At 36.4% G+C, this 22,663-nt stretch carries 24 protein-coding genes, 2 pseudogenes and 1 other annotated feature (1 of these 27 only partly in view); of the genes and pseudogenes, 19 read left to right on the top strand and 7 right to left on the bottom strand.

The features are described 5' to 3' along the window. Positions 1-84 precede the first annotated feature (84 nt). Both AB1279_RS03685 and AB1279_RS03690 read right to left on the bottom strand, forming a co-directional pair. On the bottom strand, positions 85-627 hold the full coding sequence (locus AB1279_RS03685) for a phosphatase PAP2 family protein (RefSeq protein ID WP_429757858.1): 543 nt from the start codon (positions 625-627) through the stop codon (positions 85-87). Between the two features lie 142 nt (positions 628-769). Next, on the bottom strand, positions 770-1,285 hold the full coding sequence (locus tag AB1279_RS03690; protein WP_429757859.1) for a gamma carbonic anhydrase: 516 nt from the start codon (positions 1,283-1,285) through the stop codon (positions 770-772). A gap of 74 nt (positions 1,286-1,359) precedes the next feature. On the opposite strand from AB1279_RS03690, the gene AB1279_RS03695 reads away from it, so the two are divergent. Then, a complete protein-coding gene (locus AB1279_RS03695) occupies positions 1,360-2,151 on the top strand; it encodes a lysophospholipase (RefSeq protein ID WP_429757860.1) in 792 nt (263 codons plus the stop codon). Between the two features lie 67 nt (positions 2,152-2,218). Beyond that, the gene (locus AB1279_RS03700) at positions 2,219-3,280 is read left to right on the top strand and encodes a tetraprenyl-beta-curcumene synthase family protein (RefSeq protein ID WP_429753423.1); all 1,062 of its coding nucleotides are present in this window, start codon (positions 2,219-2,221) and stop codon (positions 3,278-3,280) included. Between the two features lie 50 nt (positions 3,281-3,330). Here the strand turns inward: AB1279_RS03700 and AB1279_RS03705 are convergent, their stop codons facing one another. The 3 genes from AB1279_RS03705 to AB1279_RS03715 all read right to left on the bottom strand — a co-directional run bounded on the left by AB1279_RS03705 (position 3,331) and on the right by AB1279_RS03715 (position 5,710). Then, positions 3,331-4,017, bottom strand: a complete 687-nt coding sequence (locus AB1279_RS03705) for an aspartate/glutamate racemase family protein (protein ID WP_429757861.1) — start codon at positions 4,015-4,017, stop codon at positions 3,331-3,333. A 164-nt stretch (positions 4,018-4,181) separates the two neighbouring features. After that, on the bottom strand, positions 4,182-4,754 hold the full coding sequence (locus AB1279_RS03710; RefSeq protein WP_429757862.1) for a class I SAM-dependent methyltransferase: 573 nt from the start codon (positions 4,752-4,754) through the stop codon (positions 4,182-4,184). After that, a complete protein-coding gene (locus AB1279_RS03715) occupies positions 4,751-5,710 on the bottom strand; it encodes a TIGR01212 family radical SAM protein (protein ID WP_429757863.1) in 960 nt (319 codons plus the stop codon). Before AB1279_RS03715 ends, AB1279_RS03710 begins: the two co-directional genes overlap by 4 nt. A 105-nt stretch (positions 5,711-5,815) precedes the next feature. Between AB1279_RS03715 and AB1279_RS03720 the strand changes: the two genes are divergently transcribed. The 12 genes and pseudogenes from AB1279_RS03720 (at position 5,816) to AB1279_RS03775 (ending at position 15,318) form a co-directional block, all read left to right on the top strand. Next, positions 5,816-6,079 carry a YtzC family protein gene (locus tag AB1279_RS03720; RefSeq protein ID WP_429757864.1) on the top strand — a complete coding sequence of 88 codons (264 nt, stop codon included), beginning with the start codon at positions 5,816-5,818 and terminating at the stop codon, positions 6,077-6,079. Between the two features lie 17 nt (positions 6,080-6,096). Continuing rightward, complete coding sequence (locus AB1279_RS03725; RefSeq protein ID WP_003208774.1) at positions 6,097-6,246, top strand: hypothetical protein; 150 nt, start codon at positions 6,097-6,099, stop codon at positions 6,244-6,246. A gap of 225 nt (positions 6,247-6,471) precedes the next feature. Beyond that, positions 6,472-7,095, top strand: a complete 624-nt coding sequence (locus AB1279_RS03730; protein WP_429757865.1) for a hypothetical protein — start codon at positions 6,472-6,474, stop codon at positions 7,093-7,095. Positions 7,096-7,332: 237 nt separating this feature from the next. Further along, entirely contained in the window at positions 7,333-8,094 is a 762-nt protein-coding gene (locus AB1279_RS03735) for an ABC transporter ATP-binding protein (protein ID WP_429757866.1), read from the top strand. 16 nt (positions 8,095-8,110) lie between these two features. Next, a complete protein-coding gene (locus AB1279_RS03740; protein ID WP_429757867.1) occupies positions 8,111-9,961 on the top strand; it encodes an FtsX-like permease family protein in 1,851 nt (616 codons plus the stop codon). Between the two features lie 275 nt (positions 9,962-10,236). Further along, entirely contained in the window at positions 10,237-11,733 is a 1,497-nt protein-coding gene (locus AB1279_RS03745) for an FTR1 family iron permease (RefSeq protein ID WP_429757868.1), read from the top strand. An 11-nt stretch (positions 11,734-11,744) separates the two neighbouring features. After that, on the top strand, positions 11,745-12,167 hold the full coding sequence (locus AB1279_RS03750; RefSeq protein ID WP_429757869.1) for a hypothetical protein: 423 nt from the start codon (positions 11,745-11,747) through the stop codon (positions 12,165-12,167). Positions 12,168-12,309: 142 nt separating this feature from the next. Continuing rightward, on the top strand, positions 12,310-12,567 hold the full coding sequence (locus tag AB1279_RS03755; protein ID WP_429757870.1) for a hypothetical protein: 258 nt from the start codon (positions 12,310-12,312) through the stop codon (positions 12,565-12,567). Between the two features lie 249 nt (positions 12,568-12,816). Continuing rightward, positions 12,817-13,278: a DUF2231 domain-containing protein gene (locus AB1279_RS03760; protein WP_429757871.1), complete on the top strand. Its 462-nt coding sequence runs from the start codon at positions 12,817-12,819 to the stop codon at positions 13,276-13,278. A 412-nt stretch (positions 13,279-13,690) separates the two neighbouring features. Further along, positions 13,691-14,170 (top strand): annotated as a pseudogene (locus AB1279_RS03765) (choline-binding protein A); the annotation flags it as partial. Beyond that, a pseudogene (locus AB1279_RS03770) lies at positions 14,171-14,629 on the top strand (S-layer protein); the annotation flags it as partial. Between the two features lie 161 nt (positions 14,630-14,790). Then, on the top strand, positions 14,791-15,318 hold the full coding sequence (locus AB1279_RS03775) for an isochorismatase family protein (RefSeq protein ID WP_429757872.1): 528 nt from the start codon (positions 14,791-14,793) through the stop codon (positions 15,316-15,318). 265 nt (positions 15,319-15,583) lie between these two features. Here AB1279_RS03775 and AB1279_RS03780 read toward each other — a convergent pair whose 3' ends face one another. Then, positions 15,584-15,976, bottom strand: coding sequence for a DUF5412 domain-containing protein (locus tag AB1279_RS03780; protein WP_429753444.1), 393 nt, complete (start codon positions 15,974-15,976; stop codon positions 15,584-15,586). A gap of 336 nt (positions 15,977-16,312) precedes the next feature. Between AB1279_RS03780 and AB1279_RS03785 the strand changes: the two genes are divergently transcribed. From AB1279_RS03785 to AB1279_RS03800, 4 genes are all read left to right on the top strand, one after another. Next, positions 16,313-16,840, top strand: coding sequence for an RNA polymerase sigma factor SigX (locus AB1279_RS03785; RefSeq protein WP_429754420.1), 528 nt, complete (start codon positions 16,313-16,315; stop codon positions 16,838-16,840). Positions 16,841-16,843: 3 nt separating this feature from the next. Further along, positions 16,844-18,019, top strand: a complete 1,176-nt coding sequence (locus AB1279_RS03790) for an anti-sigma factor family protein (protein WP_429757873.1) — start codon at positions 16,844-16,846, stop codon at positions 18,017-18,019. A 65-nt stretch (positions 18,020-18,084) separates the two neighbouring features. Beyond that, the gene (locus AB1279_RS03795; RefSeq protein WP_429753446.1) at positions 18,085-19,050 is read left to right on the top strand and encodes an ABC transporter ATP-binding protein; all 966 of its coding nucleotides are present in this window, start codon (positions 18,085-18,087) and stop codon (positions 19,048-19,050) included. Then, positions 19,022-19,894, top strand: a complete 873-nt coding sequence (locus AB1279_RS03800) for an ABC transporter permease (protein WP_429757874.1) — start codon at positions 19,022-19,024, stop codon at positions 19,892-19,894. The genes AB1279_RS03795 and AB1279_RS03800 overlap by 29 nt, the downstream gene beginning before the upstream one ends. Positions 19,895-20,167: 273 nt before the next feature. On the opposite strand, the gene AB1279_RS03805 is transcribed toward AB1279_RS03800, so the two are convergent. Beyond that, positions 20,168-20,917: a hypothetical protein gene (locus tag AB1279_RS03805; RefSeq protein WP_429757875.1), complete on the bottom strand. Its 750-nt coding sequence runs from the start codon at positions 20,915-20,917 to the stop codon at positions 20,168-20,170. Between the two features lie 315 nt (positions 20,918-21,232). Between AB1279_RS03805 and AB1279_RS03810 the strand changes: the two genes are divergently transcribed. Then, entirely contained in the window at positions 21,233-22,426 is a 1,194-nt protein-coding gene (locus tag AB1279_RS03810) for an MDR family MFS transporter (RefSeq protein ID WP_429757876.1), read from the top strand. A 50-nt stretch (positions 22,427-22,476) separates the two neighbouring features. Next, positions 22,477-22,663 (top strand) — a binding site (T-box leader) (it continues 30 nt past the right edge of the window).

Raw genomic sequence — 22,663 nt, forward strand, 5'->3', positions numbered from 1 at the left:
GGGGGATAACTGCCCCTAAGAGCTTGATTGGTGAGAGCTTTCCAACAGTGAGGATGAACCCTCTCCACCGATGGAAGTTTCACCTTATATGAAAAGTGGAATGAATTGATAATAAGAAGTAATGCCAGATATTGTTCCGAGGCACATGCCAACAAGTACATCAGATGGATAGTGCAAGCCGAGATAAATACGCGAAATTCCTACGCTAATTGCTAGGGGAAGCAGCAAGAATGTCATACTTGGTTCATATAATAAAAAAGGAGTAATAACAGAAAAGATAGCAGTCGTGTGTCCTGATGGAAAAGAATGATCTACTAATGGATTTGTTGGATGCTTTGCATTAAGAATTGTTAAATAAGGACGTTTTCTTGGATAAAACTTTTTTAGAATTTGCACGGGTATATGGCTAATCGCAAGGGAAATAGCACTTGCAATTGATGCATTGTGTAAAGAACCGGTTGTGAAAAAAAATAAGAATAGAGCGAGAGAAATTGTAAAGGTAGCACCGCCTATATGTGTAATGGTGCGAAAAAAGATGTTTAATGTTTTGCGCTCAAAATAGCGATTAATTCCTTTGAAGATGTAGCACTCTATTTTATATAAGGGGCTGATGGATCTAGTTTTCATCAAAATTCTCCTCCTCACTACATATATATTTGAAGATTTACTTTTATTTTAATAAGATTTTATTGAGGGAATACTAAGATTTTGTAAAGAAAAGGTAGAGATTTGCAAAGAAAAAGCTGCCTGTATAGTGGCAGCTAAAAAATCACTTTGTTTGTAAACTTTTATAATATTGTCCTTTTTCGACATATTGACGACGAATGCGAGCCATATCTTTAAGGTCTTCATCTGTTAACTCACGAATAACTTTGGCAGGGCGACCGAATGCAAGTGTATTTGGCGGGATTTTCTTTCCTTGTGGTACTAAACTGCCGGCACCAATAAATGCACCTTCACCAATTTCAGCTCCATCTAAAATAATGGACCCCATGCCGATTAACGCATCTTTTTTCACTGTACAGCTATGTAAAATAACTTGATGTCCAATTGATACATCATCTTCTAAAATAAGCGGGTATGCTGGGCTTTGATGAAGTGTACATTGATCTTGTACATTGACCCGGTCACCGATAATGGTTGGAGAAACATCTCCGCGAATGACAGTGTTAAACCAAATGCTTGATTCTTCACCAATTATGACATCGCCTGTAATTGTGACATAGTCAGCGATAAATGCGCTATTAGCGATTTTTGGGTTTTTGTCTTTATAAGGATAAATCATATAAGTAATCTTCCTCTCCTAGAAACTACTATTAGTGTAGCAAATTATGAAAGAGAGTGAAACGGAGGAGTTTTATGTGGAATTATGAAGCAGAAGAGGCGAAAGCTGTTATAGTTATAGTACACGGTGCGATGGAGCATCATGGTCGTTACGAGGCACTTGCAGAAATGTGGCGGTATATTGGTTTTCATGTGGTAATGGGTGATTTGCCAGCGCACGGAACAACTTCAAGAAATAGAGGACATATTACTTCATTTGATGAATACATAGAAGAAGTAAAGGCATGGATTAAAGAAGCGAGAAAATATTACTTGCCTATTTTCCTATATGGTCATAGTATGGGAGGCTTAACGGTCATTCGTGTGCTGCAAGAAACGAAAATGGATGTGCAAGGAGTCATTTTAACTTCACCGTGTTTAGGGGTTGTATTAAAGCCTAAAGTACCGCTTCAGGCCGTTGTAAAAGTACTGAATGTTGTTGCGCCGAAAATGCAGTTTCAGTCGAATATTACAGTTGAAATGGCAACGCGCAATCATGAAGTTCGTGATGCGATGGAAAATGATTCATTGTTCTTGCGTAAAGTATCAGTTCGTTGGTATAGTGAGTTAATTAAAGCTGTAGAAGTCGCTCATGAAAAACGCGATGAATTTCCAGATGTACCACTCTTGCTAATGCAGGCGTGTGAGGATAAACTTGTAGATAAAACACGTGTCCGCAAATGGTTCGATAATCTGAAAATTAGTGATAAAGCATACAAGGAATGGCCGAATTGTTATCATGAGCTATTTAATGAGTATGAAAAAGATGACGTTTTCGCATATGCAAAATCATTTGTAGAAACACATTTAATTCAGAAAGAAAAATGAACAGATGAAATTTGTAATACATTTTGAACATGCTTAACCATATTCATTAGAGGAGATGAAGAAAGAAGTGACAGTACCAAGTAACCCCATAACGCTCATGGCGAAAGTATACCGAGATGTGTTTCCGGTCGTACACCATGAGCTCGCAAAGTGGAAAGAACGCGCCTATCATATTCCGAATGATGAACTTCATAATCAAGCATTAGCGAGTATTGAGCATAAAACGTTTCACTGTGAGGGTGGCGGAATTTTAGCACTGCTTGCCCATGAACATCGTGAAGAATGTATTCGATTTATTGTAGCGTATCAAACGATTAGTGATTACTTGGATAATTTATGTGACCGCAGTACATCGCTTGATCCGAATGATTTTGCGGCGCTTCATGAATCGATGCTTGCGGCGTTAACGCCAGGAAGTGAAGGAAGCAATTATTATCGTTACCGTGATGATCAAGATGATGGCGGTTATTTAGATGAACTGGTAGAAACGTGCCAGGACGTGCTTGCAAAAACGAAGCATTATAACAAGATTGCACCAATTCTTCATGAGCTTGCTTGTTATTATTGTGATTTGCAAATTCATAAACATGTAAAACTAGAAGAGAGAGAAGAGCGTTTAAAAACGTGGTTTGCAGCGCATCGTGAAAAAGTCCCGCCAATGAGCTGGTTTGAATTTTCCGCATGCGCAGGTTCAACGCTCGGTATTTTCTGTCTTGTAGCGTATGCGTTCCACGATGAATTAGCAGATGAAGATATTATGAAAATTAAGCAAGGATATTTTCCGTATGTACAAGGATTACATATTTTACTTGATTATTTCATTGACCAAGAAGAAGACCGTATTGGCGGAGATTTAAATTTTTGTAGTTATTATGAAAATAAAGAAGCAACTCTTGAGAGATTGAAACATTTTGTGATAGAAGCGGAAAAAAGTTTGGAACAAATCCCGCATATGAAGTTTCACCGCCTCATCAGTCGCGGACTACTAGGTATATATTTATCAGACCAAAAAGTGTCGCAGCAAAAAGAAATGCAGCAGATGGCGCGGCGCATTGTAAAATATGGAGGTCTTACTTCGCGCTTTTTCTATTGGAATGGGAAGATGTATCGAAAGAAAATAGCGCAGTGATGCAAAAAGCCACTCTTTATACTGTTGTATAAAGAGTGGCTTTTTTACTTCTATCCTGCATTTTGATCAGATAAATATTTGTTTACAATAGCCTTGGCAAGACATGTAGAGGAATCTATAAAGTGAAAATTATTGTGTTTTTCCTCTAATACGACATTCAAATCTGTACATGCTATGACAACAGCGTCAACCATTTCAGCTAATTCTGAGCATAGTTTACTCCACAATTTGCTTGCCTCGTCTATTTGTCCTATTTTTATTTTAGATATGATTTGATTTATATTAGCTTGCCAGCTATCTTTTTGAATATAATCTATATCACGTTTTAAAAATCCTGCTTGATATATACCAGATTGAACAGTAGCATCAGTTGCTAAAAGAGCAACTTTGTTAGTGTGATGAGGTATTTCTTTTAGCGTTTCATCCACCATATTTAATAGTGGAATGGAAAGTGAATTCTGTAGCTGATTAAAATAAAGATGTGCTGTATTACATGGCATCGCAATAAAATCAACACCAGTACTTTCAAGCTTTTGTGCGCCATTTATAATAGCTCTTTCCATATCAGTATGATCAATAGTTCTATCGATATAGAAAGGTGTTGGACATGAATAAATCATCATATGAGGAAAGTCCATGTCATCTTTCGCACCGTAAATTTTTTGGCATTGTTCTACTACGTTATCAACGAATGGTCCTGTAGATTTTGGCCCCATACCTGCTAGTATTCCAATCATAGTTGTTCATCCCCTTTGTAGACTTTAAATCTTACTCCGGGTGTAGAAATTCTTGTTTTGAGTCGGATAATCCTTCTTTTGGCATGCAATAAAAAATACGCGCACGCTGCACGTATTTTTGTAGGTGTATTTGTGTCGAAGCACCGATATATTGACGAGGTGCCTTATCGCTTTTCAATCGCAATAATAAACGGCGGGTTATTTTGTTGGTTCATAAATTCGTACTTCAATACGTGAGCCTCTTTTTGATCGAGCTCTCCTGCAAATTTCACAACAGCATCGCGTTCGACTTGTCCTTCTGGATGTCCATGATAAATAACGAGAACGATGATGCCTTCCGGTGCCATTACTTCTAATAGTTGCTGTATAGCAGAAAGCGTTGAGTTCGGTTTTGTGACGATGCTTTTGTCACCGCCAGGAAGGTAGCCTAAGTTAAAGATAGCTCCTGTTACTTTTCCTTTTGCATTTTCCGGTAATACAGCTGTTAATGTATCGTGGCTATCATGAATAAGAACGGCGCGCTTAGTTAATCCGCTTTCTTGTAGACGCGCGACTGAATTTGTGATTGCTTCTTCTTGAATATCGAAGCCAAATACTTTTCCGTTCTCTCCAACAAGTTCTGCTAAAAAACAAGCGTCATGACCGTTGCCAAGCGTCGCATCAACGGCATAATCCCCTTCTTTCACAGCTCGCTCTAGCAGTGTGCGAGCAAAAGGTAAAATGCGTTCTAACTTCATACTTCCTTCACCTCATTTGCATATTTGCCCTGCCAACTGCCGCGGCGTACAAATTCAGCATCAATTGCATTTAATACTTCCCATTTATTTAAGCTCCACATCGGACCGATCATTAAATTTGGCGGACCGTCACCTGTGATGCGGTGTACAATGACATCTGATGGAATGATTTCAAGCTGATCAACAACAAGGTTTACGTAATCCTCAAGAGAAAGGAATTCTAATTGTCCTTTTTCATATTGCTTTACCATCGGTGTGCCTTTTAATAAGTGCAGCAAATGAATTTTAATTCCTTGAATGTCAAGCTTTGCAACTTCACGCGCTGTTTCCATCATCATGTCATAGTCCTCAAGCGGGAGGCCGTTAATGATATGTGAACATACGTTAATGTTATGCTTACGAAGTTTATTTACACCTTCAACATAAGATGGATAATCATGAGCACGGTTAATAAGAAGTGCTGTACGTTCGTGCACTGTTTGTAAGCCAAGCTCTACCCAAAGGTACGTACGTTTATTTAAGTCAGCTAAATATTCGACAACATCGTCTGGTAAGCAGTCTGACCGAGTTGCGATTGATAAACCGACAACACCTTCTTCTTTTAAGAGAGGTTCAAATTTTTCTTTTAATACTTCAATGGGAGCATGTGTATTCGTATAAGCTTGGAAATACGCAATACATTTGCCATCTTTCCATTTTGTATGCATTTTCTCTTTCATTTCATGATATTGCGTAACAACATCATCACGGCGATTACCGGCAAAATCACCAGAACCAGCCGCACTGCAAAATGTACAGCCACCGTATGCGACTGTGCCGTCGCGGTTTGGACAATCAAAACCTGCATCTAGAGAAACTTTAAAGATTTTCTCGCCAAAATGTCCGCGCAGGTGATAGTTCCATGTATGATAACGTTTATTGTCATTTGAATATGGGAAAGGATTTTGAACTTTCATGCTATTCCTCCTCAATGATATGAGCAAAAATCATTATAACATACTCATAAGGTTCAGATGGAAGGGATAGACTAATGGAGAAATGAAAGGCAAGGAGGAAACATGATGGCAGAGCGTCACGCAATTGAACGATGCATCAATGAAGCAGAACAAGCGATGGAATACGCAAAACAACAGTTAGAAATGGGCATGAGACAAGAACATTACAATAAGATGGATTATTCAGATGCACAGCTACAATTGGAAAAAGCTTATACAGAAATCGAAACAATGGAGCACTTTGCAACTGCTGAGCAGCGCGATCAGTTATATCGTGCACGTCTTGCGGTGCAACAGCTGCAGCATCAAATGATCGTTACACCGCACTAATAAGGAGTGAAAGATAAATGGCAAAACGTTCTGATCAAAATAACCCAGAACAAAAAACGCAAAACGGACATAATGCCGAGTTTTCAAATGAATTAGATCCAGTGGTACAAGCGAAGCAAAGAAATCGTAAAAAAGGGCAACCACAAAAATCAAAGCAATCAGAGTAAACCAGGTCGAAATATGACCTGGTTTTATTTTTTATCCCGCTATTTCAGGGCAGTAAGACCCCCACCTCAAGCGCGAAACGGTAGGTGGGGGTAGTTTCAATGCACCTTGTACTGTGTCAGGACCCCTATTATTTTTTTGTACATTTTAAAAGTTAAGGAAAAGTTAAGGAACATGTCCGATAATTCTGCTTGTAACATCATTACGTATTTTAGGAGGAATTTTAAATGAAACTAAGATCAAGTTTGATTGCACCTATTTTAGCAGCGACAATATTGACTCCAGCAGCAGGAAGTGCAGTAGTGAATCATTCCAATACATCTAACAAATCAGCTACACATGAAACAGCAGAACATCACTATAAAGGTAACCATGAGAAGGAGCTTACGAATATCATGAATCAATACGCTTCTTCTGATTTGAAAACGAAACTTACACAAGATTTAGCAACACATAAAAGCTTAGAACAACAATTGCATAAAACAGCTGGTTTCCAAAAACAAGAGGCACAAGAGAAAACACAACGAAAAGCTTTTTACGAAGCTCATAAAAAAGAAATTGATTCTATTAAACAACAAGTAAAAGATGGAAAATTAACAAAGGAACAAGAGCATAAGCAATTAGAAGCGATATTTGGAAAACACGAAGATAAAGATCATGATAAAGATAAAGGTAAAGATAAAGGTAAAGGTAAAGGTAAAGAACAAGGCGAACGTGGTATTCAAAAAGAATTGAAAACGGCTGTTCAAAAGAAAGACAAAACAGCTATTAATGCTGCATTAGAAAAATTTGATCAACAATTACAAAAGTCTAATCAGAAATTACAACAAGAAATTAATGCTAACAAATAAGATGAATTTGAACAAAAAGGCAGCTGATCTCAGCTGTCTTTTTGTGTTGCAGCTCATAACACAGAAAAACTAAAGCCCTCGTAAGGAGATCATATCATTGTTAGAGTGGCTTTTATTTTAAATGGAGCCGTTTATTTATCTTACAAAAATGTAAGTTAAATGTAAGTTTAATCAATGGCAGAGGATGTCCAAAAGGAGCAAAATAGGAGCTGGGAAACAAAGTACAGGAGGGTTTATATGAAAACACCAGTTGTTGACGTAAAAAATGTTCAAAAAGTATACGGTAAAAAAGGTGAGAGCCAATCTCATGCATTAAAGGGCGTATCATTCTCCATTCAAGAGGGGGAATTTGTTGGGATTATGGGACCATCTGGTTCTGGTAAAACCACTTTATTAAATGTTATTTCAACGTTAGATAAAGCTACGGATGGCATTGTTGAAATTGCAGGTACGGATATTACGAAAATGAAGCAAGGGGAACTATCTGATTTCCGTTCACAAAAATTAGGATTCATTTTCCAAGACTTTAATTTACTAGAGAATCTATCAATCTATGAAAATATTGCATTGCCACTTTCTCTGCAAGGCGTTTCTTCTAAAAAGATTGGTCCAAAAGTAGAAAAAGTAGCGGAAATGTTAGGGATTTCAGCAATTCTTCAAAAATACCCTTCAGAAGTTTCTGGCGGACAAAAGCAGCGTTCAGCAGCGGCGCGTGCGCTTGTACATGAACCAGCAATTATTTTAGGGGATGAGCCAACAGGAGCGCTTGATTCGAAAAACGCAACAAGCCTTTTAGATGCGATGACAAACTTAAATGAAGAACAAGGTGTTTCGATCATGATGGTTACACATGACCCGTATAGTGCAAGTTATTGCCGACGCATTTTATTTATTCAAGACGGAGAGTTATATAAAGAAATTCACCGCGAGGGTACACGTGAAGAATTTTATAAAGAAATTTTAGATGTGCTTGCCGATTTAGGCACACAAAAAGCGTAAGAAAGGAGGTTCAAGCATGTTATTTAAGCTTTCCATGTCAGGGCTGAAAAGTAAGTTAAAAGACTATATCGTTTTACTTGTCGGCCTTGTTATGTCAATTTCTATTTTTTATATGTTTCAAACGCTTGCAATGAATAAAGCGTTTCTTGAATCGAATTCTGTTATTGCAGCAATTGGGTTTGTCTTTCAAGCTGGTTCATTTTTATTAGCCATTATAACGTTCTTCTATATTTTATATGCAAACTCTTTCTTATTATCTTTGCGTCAAAAAGAATTTGGCATGTATATGATGTTAGGGGCAAAAAAACATAAGATTACATTGCTTATGTTTATAGAAACAATCGTAATAGGAGTAGCGTCTCTTGTAATCGGGATTGCAGTTGGTGTAGGACTGGCACAAGGAATTGGGCAGCTGCTTATGAAGCAGCTTGAGTTTACTGCAGGCGGCTATCATGCATTTTATGTTCCATCCATGACTGTTACGTGTATCTTCTTCTTTGCATTATTTGTGTTATCAGCAATTTTGAATAGTATTAAACTATCACGTATTTCAGTATTGCAGCTTGTGCATGCGGATGCGCAAATAGAGCGCGTTGCTGTAAAAGGAAAAATGACTGGTATCGTAGCATTTCTTGCAATTATTTTATTAGCAATCGGTTATGCTTCTATGATTTATATGGACAAGTTACAACAATTTGGTATCATCATTGCGCTCATTACAATAACATCAGGAACGTATATGTTATTTGCTTCTGTTCTTCCACTTATTATTAAAAAGCTGAAAAGTAATAAAAAACGAAGCGAAAAAGGGCTTAACGCATTTACATTTGCACAGCTAAACTTCCGTATTAACAGCTTAACGAGAGTACTAGCAACAGTAGCGATGTTAGTTGCTCTTGGTGCAGGTGCCATTTCTGGCGGTATGGCTTTTAAAAATAATGTAATGATGACAGTTGATGGCTTTGCAATATATGATACAGTCATTCATAATCCAACAGCAGAAGAGAAGAAAATTTTAGACGGTATTACATTCAATGAGAAAAATGAATATCGTTATAAAGTCGATGATAAATTTGTTTACTATTTAAAAGAGGATTTAGAAAAAAATCGCCCGTTAGTACATGAAGGTAAAGGGAAAGAAAGCTTTGGTAAATTTAAACGTGCTTCGGGAGAGCTTCCTGTAGGTGCAACTTCTAGCTATGGTCAAGAAAAGGCAGAACAAGCAGTGGCAATTCCAGAAGAATGGGACGAGGCTTTAAAAAATATTCAGCCATTCTACCTATACCGTGATCACACTATGAAAATTGTTGATCAAAAGATGTACAATGAAGTGCAAGGAAAAGAAGGAATTGCCCTCATTGGAAAAACAGATGATTTTATAGCGCACAAAAATGAATGGAAAAAACTTGACGAGTTGGAGCTAGCAAAATATAAAGATGTAAAAGCTAATGATCTAGTAACGAAATATGCGATGTATACAGGATTTTATGGCATTGCGAGCGGAACTGTATTTATGGGCTTTTTCCTAGGAATTGCGTTCCTAGCAATGATGGCAAGTTGCTTAATGTTTAAGATCCTTTCTGGTGCATCAAAAGATATTACGCGTTACAACATGCTTCGTAAAATCGGTGTGCGCCGTGAATTACTAACGAAGTCTATTTATAAAGAGTTATTCTTAGTGTTCTTATTCCCGGCAATTGTCGGAATTGTACACGTGTTAATTGGAATGAAAATGTTCGGTTTTATTTTACTTGATCCGTACTTCCGCATTTGGCTTCCAATTGTTATTTTCGTAGTCATTTACGCGATTTATTATTTCATTACCGTTCAATTGTATAAAGGAATTGTTTTACCGAAAGAAGAATAGAATTTGGAAAATACCGAGCATACACTGCTCGGTATTTTTTATGTAAGGAGGGGCTTATGGTTACTAAATAAACGCTCTAATTGCGTGTTTCAAATGGAAATATTTTTCTTTAATCATATGGTAATTTTATGCAGAGGATAAATGCAAAGAATATGATTGACATTCGAAATATAAAATCCTATAATTTTGTTAGCGATTTAAATGATAATGATTTTCAATGTTATTTACATTACATTTAATGGGAAATTGTTGATATATAGAAATGAGGGGTTAACATGAGGTGGAAAGTACATACCTTTTTACTAATTGTGTTATTAGGTTTCATAAGTTTGCCATTCCGTGGGTTTGCTGCAACAGCGGCAGATGATTTAGGAAAAGCAAATAAACCGGTTATACAAGCACTTCAGCTTGTACAACAAGGAGATATAGATGGAGCTTCCAAACAATATGAAGCCTTTAGATCGACATGGCTTTCCATTGAAGATGGAATCAAAAAACAATCTTCAGAAGCATATCGCGATATTGAAGATGCAATGGGGCAGGTGCAATTTGCGTTTGCTCAGCAACCAGCAAATAAAGAAAAGGTAGAGACAGCACTTCAAAAACTAAAGGACGTAAACGATAAATTTATTGCCGGTAAGTTCTCTGCTACATCTACTCAAAAAGACGAGGGGAATACAAAAAAAGCGGACGTGGCTAGTTTGATTACCCTTTTAAATGATTCACTTTCTAAAATCGACAAACATGACATTGAAGGAGCGAAAAAGGATATTGAGACATTTCGTTCCTCATGGTTGGATGTAGAGGGCGTAGTGTTGACGCAGTCCTCAAAAATATACGGAGATGCTGAGCGTGATATGGTTACTTCGTATGCTATGCTTGCTTCCGATTCTCCTGATATAGCAGGGGCTAAACGAACAATTGAAGACATGCGGAATTACTTAGCACCGCTTGTTGAGAAGACGAGCTATAACATGTTAGATGCAACTACTATTCTGTTACGAGAAGGATTGGAAGGGCTATTGGTCGTTGTAGCGTTGCTCGGCTTCTTAAAAAAGGCTGGACATGAAGAGAAGAGCAAATGGATTTGGATTGGTGTTGGAACAGGGCTTGGCGTTAGTATCATTCTTGGTGTAATTGTGAATATGCTCTTCTCCGCAGGTGCATTTGGGAGTAATAACTTTCTCATTGCTGGATGGACGGGAATATTTGCTGCAGTGATGCTGATGTACATGAGTTATTGGCTTCATAGTAAATCTAGTATTGCAGAGTGGCAACGGTATATTCGTACCCAAAGCACAAAAGCATTGAATGCGGGAAGTCTATGGTCATTAGCGATCTTGTCATTCCTTGCGGTATTTCGTGAAGGAACAGAAACTGTATTGTTTTTCATTGGTATGGCATCTTCCATTAAAATATCAAGTCTGTTAATAGGCATTGCGCTTGGAGCTGTTATACTCATCATCCTATCGTATTTAATTTTAAAGGTAGGCTTGAAAATTCCGATGCGTCCATTTTTCTTAGTTTCAAGTATTCTCATGTTTTACTTGTGCTTTAAATTCACAGGAATGGGGATTCATGGCTTGCAACTTGCTGGATTATTGCCAGCTACGCACCTTTCAATCCCAACTATAGACTTTTTCGCGATTTATCCATCATGGGAAAGTACGATCCCACAAGTAATTCTTCTTGTTGCTGCGGTAATACTTGCAGTATGGAATAAGAAAAAAGATACAAAGTTAGCATCACAACAACAAAAACAGGCTCAATAGGAGGAAACAATATGAAATCTCGCAAACTAATTTTACCGGTTATCGTAGCAACTTCTCTAGCATTAGGTGCTTGCGGAGCGCAAGGAGAAAAGAAAGCTGAAAGTACGAAAACTACGGAACAGGCATCTGAGAAAAAAACAGTCTCTATTGCTGATGGGGCAACTAGCATGAAACAAACAGTGAGCGATTTGAAAGCTCAATTACAAGCAAAGGATGCTGCCAAAGTAAAAGGCGATGCAGAACAATTAGAGAAAACATGGCAAACATTTGAAGATTCAGTAAAAGAAAAGAATGCTGATTTATATGAAAAGCTAGAAACACCGCTTCACACAATCGAAGCAGGTGCAAAAGTCGAACCGCTTGATGTACAAACTCTAAATAAAGCAGCGGCAGATTTAGATACTGTGTTAACTGAAGTAGGAAAACTAAAATAAGAATACAAAAAAAGCATCTTATCGAATAAGGTGCTTTTTTTATTGCAAAAGAGATAAATGGAAATAAAAACATGTAATGATAAATAAAGGGATTTTAATTATAATGAAATTGAAAAGAAATTAACAGGAAGGTTCTGATTATATGTTTACGGCAGGGATTGATGTTAAAAAAACGGAAAAAGAATTAATTATTAAGTGGCAATTTGCAACAGTTAATATTCCATTGGAAGAAATCATTGAAATTACCGAAGATGATACTTACGGCGGCGAAAGGGCTGATGCAATTCGAATAGGTGCCCCATACGGTACAACGAATCGGATTTTAATTAAAACGAAAAAACAAAATTATATATTGTTTATGAGTCATATTCCTAAAATTTTAAAAGAAATATATTCCTGAAAAACAAAAAGGTTCTCGATACTCAGTCGGGGACCCTTTTTGTTTGATATGTAAGTAATAGTTTTAGCTGTTAAAACTTAGCTTGATGGCAATGTGGTGAGGCACTAAAGAGAAGGTCATTTTGATCAGTTGATTCATTATGGTTAAAATAGCTATTTTCGTTAAGAATATGAATTGTATTTTTAAAGAAATTTTAAAACTCAAATAATAGAATTCTTGGTATACATTTTTTCTAGAGGAGGAAAAAAGATGTTTCAAGAAGTGTTTTCTCATATTCACCCCATCATGGTACATTTTCCTATTGTGTTAATTATTATGGCTACATGTTACGATTTATTTTGGATTATCACGCACCGTGAGCTTTCGCCTAGAAAAGGTTATTGGCTATGGATGCTTGCTTTTATTTTTGCTTGGATTGCGGTTGGCACAGGTCCAGAAGAGGATGCAAGAGGAAATACGAATATTTTCGAGTATCATCAAAACTTAGCGGATCTTACCACTATATTGGCGTTTCTTGTCGTTGCTTTCCGTACCTTCTTCATTATTAAAAGGAAGGAATTTCAAAGGTCTATACTGGTTGTATATTGTTTGCTTTCAGTAATATGTTCTGTTGCGATCCTTTCTGTAGGGTATTTCGGTGGAAAAATGGTTTATGACCAAGGAGTAGGCGTAAAAGTGAACGATAAATATGTAAACCCTCCAAAACCGTGAAATTTTCATCATAGTAATTAAGTAATGCTGGCTGTTTCTTATTGGATTGGTGCAACGCATATGGAGCGTCAAATATAAATTTGCCTCTTAATTGTATAAAGAAATTATTCTTCTGAAAGAAGAATAGGATTTGAAAAATATCGAGCACAGGATGCTCGGTATTTTTTCGTATTAATAGATTTTAATATTTGAGGGTGATAAATTCTATTCTTCAATTATCAATGTTTGATAATTGAAGAATAGTGTTCTGAAAAAATGGTATTAATTTCCAAATGGGCATATATGGGAATTTTTGTGTGGTAAAATGATATGGAAGAGGGAGGGGAAAGAAATGAAAATAAAATTAGTAGCATGTATGTTAGGGTTAGCTATGTTCGCAAATATAGCAAATGTATTCGCGGCTGGAAATGGAATGTCATGGAAGCAAGAAAGTGGAAATTGGTATTTGTATAACGGAAGTGGGCAGAAAACATCGGGATGGCAGTTTATAAATGGTTCATGGTATTACTTAGACCAAAATGGCGCTATGCAAACAGGTTGGAAGTACATCAATGGAAAATGGTACTACTTAGAGAATAGCGGTGCGATGCAAACAGGCTGGAAACAAGTAAACGGAAAATGGTATTACTTAAATGCAGACGGTTCTATGGCAACAGGCTGGAAACAAGTAAATGGACAATGGTATTACTTAAATGCAGACGGCTCTATGGCAACGGGATGGAAACAAGTGAATGGACAATGGTATTACTTAAATGAAGATGGATCTATGCAAACAGGCTGGAAGCAAGTAGATTGGAAATGGTACTACTTAAATGCAGACGGCTCTATGGCAACAGGCTGGAAACAAGTAAACGGAAAATGGTATTACTTAAATACGAATGGATCTATGCTAACAGGTTTTAAAACAATTAACGGAAAAGACTATTATTTTGACTCAAGCGGTGCAATGAAGTCAGAAGCTGTAGACATAAAACGTACTTTACAAACTGCTTTAAATGAAGGAAAATTAGGACCTTTTGGATATGATGTGATTGGAAAAGATTTCTCAGAAGTTAAAAGAGAATTTGGTGCACCGGACGAATGGTGGGAAGCAGGTTGTACAGAATGCGATTCACCTAATACTGCAATCTATAATGGTTACGGTCTTGATATGTTTCCTACAGAAGTTAGCAGAGTCTGGATGCCAGTCAATGTATCTGTAAAAGAATTAAAAGAATGGCTCGGTGAACCTGATGGCATAGAAGGTGGTATGGATGGCGAGGCCCTTGCATATCATCGTGGAAACTATACCTTGTATGCATACTTTTATGATGGTTTTGTTGAACGCGTTGATTTGTATAAAGCAGAATAGTTAAAGGTAATAAGTAGGGGACTTTAATAGTTTCCTACTTATTTTATTATGTTTTTTGTATCGAGCGTAATTTTTGGTTGCAGGATGTCTTTTTAAGTGTGGGACCTTTGTTTGAATAAAATGTTATAATTACAAAGAAACGAATAGGATGTGAAAAGATAATGAAGCAAGCTTTAGTTGTTATTGACATGCAAGAGATCTTTTTTAATGAACCGCAAAATTTTTTGTACGACAAGGAACAGGTAGTTGCAAATATAAATGAATTAATCATGAACGCTCACGAGAAAAATATCCCAGTTATTTTCATTCAACATACGGGCACAGAGGAAACAGATGAAATGTTTGAAGGGAAAGATGGGTGGCAATTACATAAGGGGCTAATGAAAACTTCTTCAGATAAAGTTATTCAAAAAACGAAATGGGATTCATTCTATCAAACAGAACTATTAAACTACTTAAAAGAGAAAGAAATTGAGCAAATTATTTTTGCAGGAGCACAAACAGAATTTTGCTTGGATACTACAATTCGAGCTGCTTATAGTTTAGGTTATCAAAATAACATTCTTTATAAGAATACTCATAGTACGATAACGAGTACAGTATTAGAAGCACAAACCATTATTACACATCACGAAAACATTTGGCATAATCGATTTTTAAAAATTGTAGAATTAGATACAGTACTATAACTAAATGTATCTCATTCAATAACAAATATGGAAAAAAGCTAAGGAACATTCGATAGAATACATGAATGTTTCCCTAGCTTTTTTCATAGTATGTCATTCGTATCCTCTCTATCATTATTTACGTATTTTTCTTTTTCTGTTTTTAGATGATGTATTTCATCTTTTTATTCATTTATGGATTCTTTCATTTCTTGTGTTCATTTAGACGTATTATCTATGTGTTACGAACTCTTTTGATATTTAAATTCCAAATTAGGTTTTATTTCTAATCTTTTCTAAAGTCATATGTTTCATTTGGTACGTGTAACGTATGGCCATTGATAATAACAGTATCTTCATCTTTCCATTCAATATTGGCTTGGTCTTCTTTGTAATTCCAATAAATATTTTTTGTTTTAAATATCTTACGTTTGTTAAAAATAAGTTCACCTCTCACCGCAAAGCTTGTAGTCGCTCCGCCATTTGTGATATAGGCATTTAACGTATATGTACCATTTGGAGAGTTTACCTCTTGAATCAATTCACCTTTTGGAACACCCTGCAAGCTAAAAAACTTCCAATATACAAAACTAACTCCAATGATCAACATAGAAAATAATACAACTGCTACTTTTCTTTTTGTTTTCTTAATTTCTATTTGTGCTTTTTTTGTATCCATTTGCTTCTCCTTTAAAAATGGTTATATGTATTTTATACCATTTTATGGATAAATTCTATGTGTGGCTAGGTGCTCTCGCCTAACTAATGAAAGCGGACTTTCTATTAGTAGTAATGAAAAAATACTGATGAAAGTTTCACTTTATAGATTTATGCTTTGTACGTGCCTTCCAATAAAATCCCTTAGAGGATAAGGGATTAAAACTGGTTTCAATACAAGATGAAACGATTATAAGAAAATATTTTTTATTTTTTTGTCACAAATAGTTAATTTATGGTTTCTTTATAGTGAAAGCGACTAATAAGGAGGAAGAAACGAGTGGAGGTGAAAGCTTCATTGCTAAATATATATGAACAAGATTCAGTTTCACATATACAGTTTCAGGATGTATTTAAACAATATTATGCTCACGTTGTTAGACAAATTATGCGGATTGTGCGAGATCAAGCAATTGCTGAAGACTTAGCGCAAGAAGTATTTTTGCAATTATATCATACAGAATGGAAACAGATTGAAAGTTTATCAGCATGGCTTGCAAAAGCATCCATTTATGCAGCGTATAACTATTTGCGCTCTGAAAAAAGGCATCAAGCAAGAATCGAAAAAGAAGCTAATAATAAACAGTCAATTAGCAGTCCGTCATCGGAAGAACAATGTATTCAAAAAGAAGAAATTACTCGTGTACAAAATACATTAAAAGAAATGGATGAGCGGGAACGTACCCTTTTATTAATGAAGTTTTCTGGGTTTCAATACAAAGAAATCGCGGAGGCTACTCATATGGAAGTATCTTCGGTTGGAACATTGCTAGCACGAGCGAAAGCGAAATTTCGGAAGATGTATAGAGTGATGAAGGAGGAGTGACAAGTGAAGTGCCAAGATATTGGATTTATTCAGGCGTATTTAGATGGAGAATTAAACCGCGATGACAGAAAACAATATATTCAGCATCTTGACCAATGTAAAGAATGTCAAAAGACGTTAGAAGAAGTGAGCAAGCTTAATCAATGGGTAGAAGTTGTATTGGATGATGAATATACAAACGTTAGTCAAGAAATTGATATCGATGTTGATCAAGCTTGGAAAACATTTGAACAGAATATTAAAAGTCATAAAACAGAAGAAAGAAATAGTGAAGAAAGTAAAAAGAAGGGAAGATGGCATAATATGAAGAAATCATCTAAACGTTGGATTACTGCTGCAGCAGCGGCGGCAGTTGTGTGTGTGTCTTTAACAGTTCCAGAAGTACGAGCAGGAGCAAGCAGCTTGTTATCGATTTTTCGAGTAAAGAATGTACAGCTCGTTCAACTTACCGATTCGGACTTACGTGAAATTGAAGGATGGATCTCTAAAACGGAAGAGGGAGAAAAGTCCATTAAAGGAATTGGGAAAATAGGAATCAAAGATAACGGAAGTAAAAAAGATGCTCATTTTCAGTCAGAGCAGCAAGCAAGAGAAGCTGGATATGCTGTCCCAAAAGTGCCAAATGGATACCGTGTAACGAATGTGCATGTGAACCCGTCATTTATTATGCAATTTGAACTCGATACAGAAAAAGCAAATAAATTGTTGAAACAGCTACAAAGCAATACACAGTTTGAGAGTGCTTTGAATGGTAAGCAGTTTTCGATCACAGTTCCGGAATCAATACGTACACAAATAGAAACTGAGGGCAATCGAATAGCAAGTGGTTTTTCTTATAATGTGATTGATGCACCAAAAATTTCTGTTCCAGAAGGTGTAGACGTTACGAAATTACAAAAAACAGTTTTAGAGCTTCCAATTATTCCTGGGAATGTGAAAACGCAACTTGCAGGTATTCAAGATTGGACACATACATTGCCGATTCCTTATGTAGCAAAAGATGCAAAAGTATCAGAGACAAGTGTTCAAGGAGTAAAGGCCGTTTTATATAATACAGAATATGAAAATGTGCTTATTTGGGAGAAAGACGGGAAAATGCATATGATGGAGCAACATAAGGAGCAGGGGAAAGATATGAATGCAAGTGATCTTATTAAACTTGCAAATGAATTAAAATAATGATTGAACAAGAGCGGCTCCGCAAAAAGGGGCGGCTCTGTTCCTGTATAGGGCGGAGGTAAAACATGAACGAAGACTGGATTATTCAAACGAAGAACTTAACAAAACAATATAACGGAAAAGGCGGTATCCGCAACATTTCATTAGAGGTGCCGCGCGGTACTGTATTCGGATTTATAGGTCCTAATGGTGCCGGGAAAAGTACGTTTGTACGAACGATGCTAGGCTTACTTCATTCGGATTCTGGAACAGCGCAAATGTTAGGACACCCGATTGGGACAATTGAATCCAAACGACGCATTGGCTATTTACCTGAACTATTTCGCTATCCTGATTGGCTGACTGGATGGCAGTTACTTGAAACGCATGCGAAATTATGCGATCTTCCTTTTCGAGAGCGGAAAGCAAAAATGAATGAGGTTATTGAAAAAGTTGGTCTAAAGGGAAGGGAAAAAGAAAAAATTCGCGGTTATTCAAAAGGAATGCAGCAGCGTATCGGACTTGCTTGTGCCCTGCTTTCTGATCCGGAATTGATTTTTTTAGATGAGCCAACATCAGCACTTGATCCAATTGGGCGAAAAGAAGTACGTCATTTAATGGAAGAGCTTCGTGAACAAGGGAAGACCGTATTTTTAAACAGCCATCTATTAAATGAAATTGAACATCTATGTGATCACGTGGCGATTATTAATAAGGGAGAGTTAATTGTACAAGGAGATTGGCGCTCATTGGTGATGATTCAAACGGAAGTCGAAGTAACACTTGGTGAAAAGAGCGAATTATTTTTTAAACAACTGCCTTCGTTTATTAAAAATGTAAGGAAGATAGAAGAACAGCAAAATCGTAAACGTTGGATTATAACGCTGCAACAAGAAGACGACATTCCTAGATTGTTAGAAGCGTTTGTATCATTACATATTCCTGTATATCAGTTAAATCCGGTTCACCCGCATTTGGAAGATGTGTTTATGTACTGGGTAAATAAGAAAGAGGGGACGCAGCATGTGGACAATCGCCAAGTTATCATTTAAAGAAATCCTGTTAAAGCGTATTTTTACCATTACGTTATGTATGACTTTTGCCTTTTTAATATTTTATGGAGTGGCCATTCATTACGCCGTCAGTGAAATCATTCCAGGAGAATCTAGCGGTCTTTCGACAGCTCAAGATTTTATGAGCAAGAGTTTCTTTTCTACACAACTTCTTGGCATTGGTTTATACTTTTCTTCGTTTATTACTGCATTGCTAGCTATTTTAAGTAGTGTTGGCAGTATTGCCAATGAAATTGAAAGTCATCAAATTGATACATGGTTAACGAGACCGATTTCACGCTTCTCATTTTTAATGGGGAAATGGATCGGCTTATGCTTGTTACTGATTGCATATGCTGCCTTCCTGTTTATAAGTATTGTGATCATTCATCAAACAATGGGAGGAAGCGCGTTTCATTTAGATTTCACGGCTGCGCAGATTATAAAAGCATTGGCTCTTTTTTTGCTACAGCCTGTTATTTTAATTAGCATCGCGATATTACTAAGCACGCGTATGGCGACATTAAATGCTGGTATTGTGTTAATTATTTTATACGGAACTGGATTTATTGGCGGATTTGTTGAACAAATCGGTACATTGGCACACAAAACAGCACTTGTGAACATGGGCATAATTGCAAGCCTTTTATTCCCAATTGATACGATGTATCGTAAAATGACAATTTATTTATTTGATTCAGCAGACAATCCTTTATCAATAGCCTCACAAGGCGTGTTCGGGAGTGTTTCAACACCGAGTAACATGATGATTGTTTATGCTGTTTTATATGTGTTAGCAGCTATTTTTATAGCGATTCGAACATTTAAATCACGTGATTTATAGGGGAGAGCCTAAACCAATTGGCTAAAATTTCAGATTCACTCTATTGGTAGTAATTATGCTTCAATCGTTGTATGCGTCCAATCTTGTAAAGTGTGAGAAACAACCATTTGGATTTTGAGAAAAGGATGTATGTTTAGCATAAGCTTTATCCTGCTATTCGCTGGCATGCACCCGATTGGTTTAACTAACTATCAGTGGGAAATAAAAAAACACCGATGGAAGCTTCAATTTATATATCATAGTTAAAGCTCTTTCAATTGTAGAGAAGGAGCTTTAACTATGAACGGAAGAGATTCTTTTTTTTACTGTTAATATAATAGCTATGATTAACAAAATAACGCCTAATAAACATGTGAGTATCGGATAAATTATAGGAAAGAATATGCTTGGATATGCTTTCGTTATGTTTGAATGATGCCCCATTGACATTAAGCCCGTGTAAGAAAAATTAATAAGTTCTACACCAAGTGCATGGTTGCTTCTTTCCACATAAGTGAAGCGTTCTTCGAAGTAGGTGCCGTTTTGATTAATACCAATGATTTTCCACTTTTGCTCTTCTATAGGATCTTCGTCGCCTGTTAATCTTTGCACAAAATAAACTTGCTGTTCACCAGTTATTTTATTTTTTACGTTTAATACATCTAACCATGAAAAGTACCTTCCACCTCTTGGGCGATTAGAGAGCCATATCTCATCAGGAGTAGAAACTTCTTTATTATTTATAAAAAGATGGATCTTAACGATTTCACCAGGAGGAACATTTTCTTCTGCATCAAAAGAAGTGAGTGGTGCTAGTTTATTTGTTTTTTCTTCTTCTATTCTAAGATTGATACCATTCACATTTAATTCTTGAACATCTAATGAATTTTCAAATCCATCTTTACCTATATAAGCTTCGTGTATTTCATAAGTGTTTTCCATTTTTGTTTCAATCCATAACTCTCTTAGCATATGAAACATCGGAATACAAGAAAGAGCGAGTAAGATGAGAGAAAAAATAAAATAATAACGAGCTTTTTTCATGATTTTTCTCCTAATATCATTACATTATTTTTAATTTATTCAATAATACACCATATTTATATTGAATGTTCATGAAATGATATTTTGAGGCGAAAAATCTTCGGGAATAATTTTTAAAATGTTCGTCCTCTTATATATTGATGTTACATAGAGAACTAATATTTTCAGATTGTGGTTGAAGAATTCCTATGAACACGATTTCAGCTCATTATCTGAATTTCACCAACTATTAATCATTTGCCTTCCTATCCAAAAACGACTACAATTTTACTGTTATTGAAGACCGAAAAAATAATAGAATAGGAGGGAAGAGGTATGCCAAGGCAAGTATGGCTATTAGTAGCTGGGATGATTATTAATGTCACGGGTGCTTCTTTTTTATGGCCTTTTAATACAATTTATTTACATGATCATTTAGGGAAGTCATTATCTGTGGCCGGAATGGTATTAATGATTAACTCGTTAACAGGAGTAATTGGTAATTTACTCGGCGGTGTTTTATTTGATAAATGGGGCGGATATAAGTCCATTCTAGTTGGTATTGTTATTACATTATTAGCGATTTTAGGATTGGTATTCTTCCATGGTTGGCCATTTTATGTTGTATGGCTTGCATTAATTGGATTTGGTTCTGGAATGGTTTTCCCGTCGATGTATGCGATGGTTGGGTCGGTTTGGCCAGAAGGCGGACGGAGAGCATTTAATGCGATGTATGTTGGACAAAACGTTGGGATTGCTGTTGGAACAGCGTGCGGTGGTTTAGTTGCTTCTTACCGCTTTGATTATATTTTCTTAGCAAATTTTATTTTATATTTTATTTTCTTTTTAATTGCATTTTTAGGATTTCGTGGTATGGAAGATCGAAAAGAACAGGGTGCACAAGCAACAGTCAAAACGGAAGAAGGTTGGTCACTTACACCAGGATTCAAGGCGCTTCTTATTGTATGTGTAGCATATGCTTTATGCTGGGTTACATATGTACAGTGGCAAGGAGCGATTGCAACGCATATGCAAGAATTGAATATTAGTCTTCGTCATTATAGTTTATTATGGACGATAAACGGAGCGATGATTGTTTGTGCGCAGCCATTAATAAGTATGATTATTCGTGCGATGAAACGTTCTTTAAAACAACAAATTATGATCGGAATCGGTATTTTCGCAGTGTCGTTTATCGTATTAAGCCAAGCGCAGCAATTTTCAATGTTCCTTGTCGCGATGGTGACTTTAACAATTGGTGAATTATTTGTTTGGCCGGCTGTTCCAACGATTGCGAATATCCTTGCACCAAATGATAAGCTTGGTTTTTATCAAGGCGTTGTAAATAGTGCAGCAACTGTTGGGAAAATGTTTGGACCAGTTGTCGGCGGAGCAATCGTTGATATATATAATATGGAAGTATTATTTATTGCAATCATGGTAATGCTTGTAATAGCCTTTATAGCAACGAGTATTTATGATAAACAAGTCAAAGTTGAAGAAACAGTTGAAGAAAAAATTGCAGTTTAGTTTGACGGAACATGTAACTTGTTTTAGAATATATTTTAAATAACTCATATGTAATAACAGTGATAAGGAGTAGTAGTAATAGAAGCTGGTTTAGAGAGTTGACGGTTGGTGCAAGTCAATCCACGTTTCGTTATGAACTCGCCTTTGAGTTGCAGTTGTGAAATGAAGTAGCAATTGCCGTTCATCCACGTTACGGATCTAAGCGAATGTATGTATGACATTAATTTAGGGTGGTAC

This window comes from Bacillus sp. S14(2024) (genome assembly GCF_050473785.1).
Taxonomy (GTDB): Bacteria; Bacillota; Bacilli; order Bacillales; family Bacillaceae_G; genus Bacillus_A; species Bacillus_A yunxiaonensis.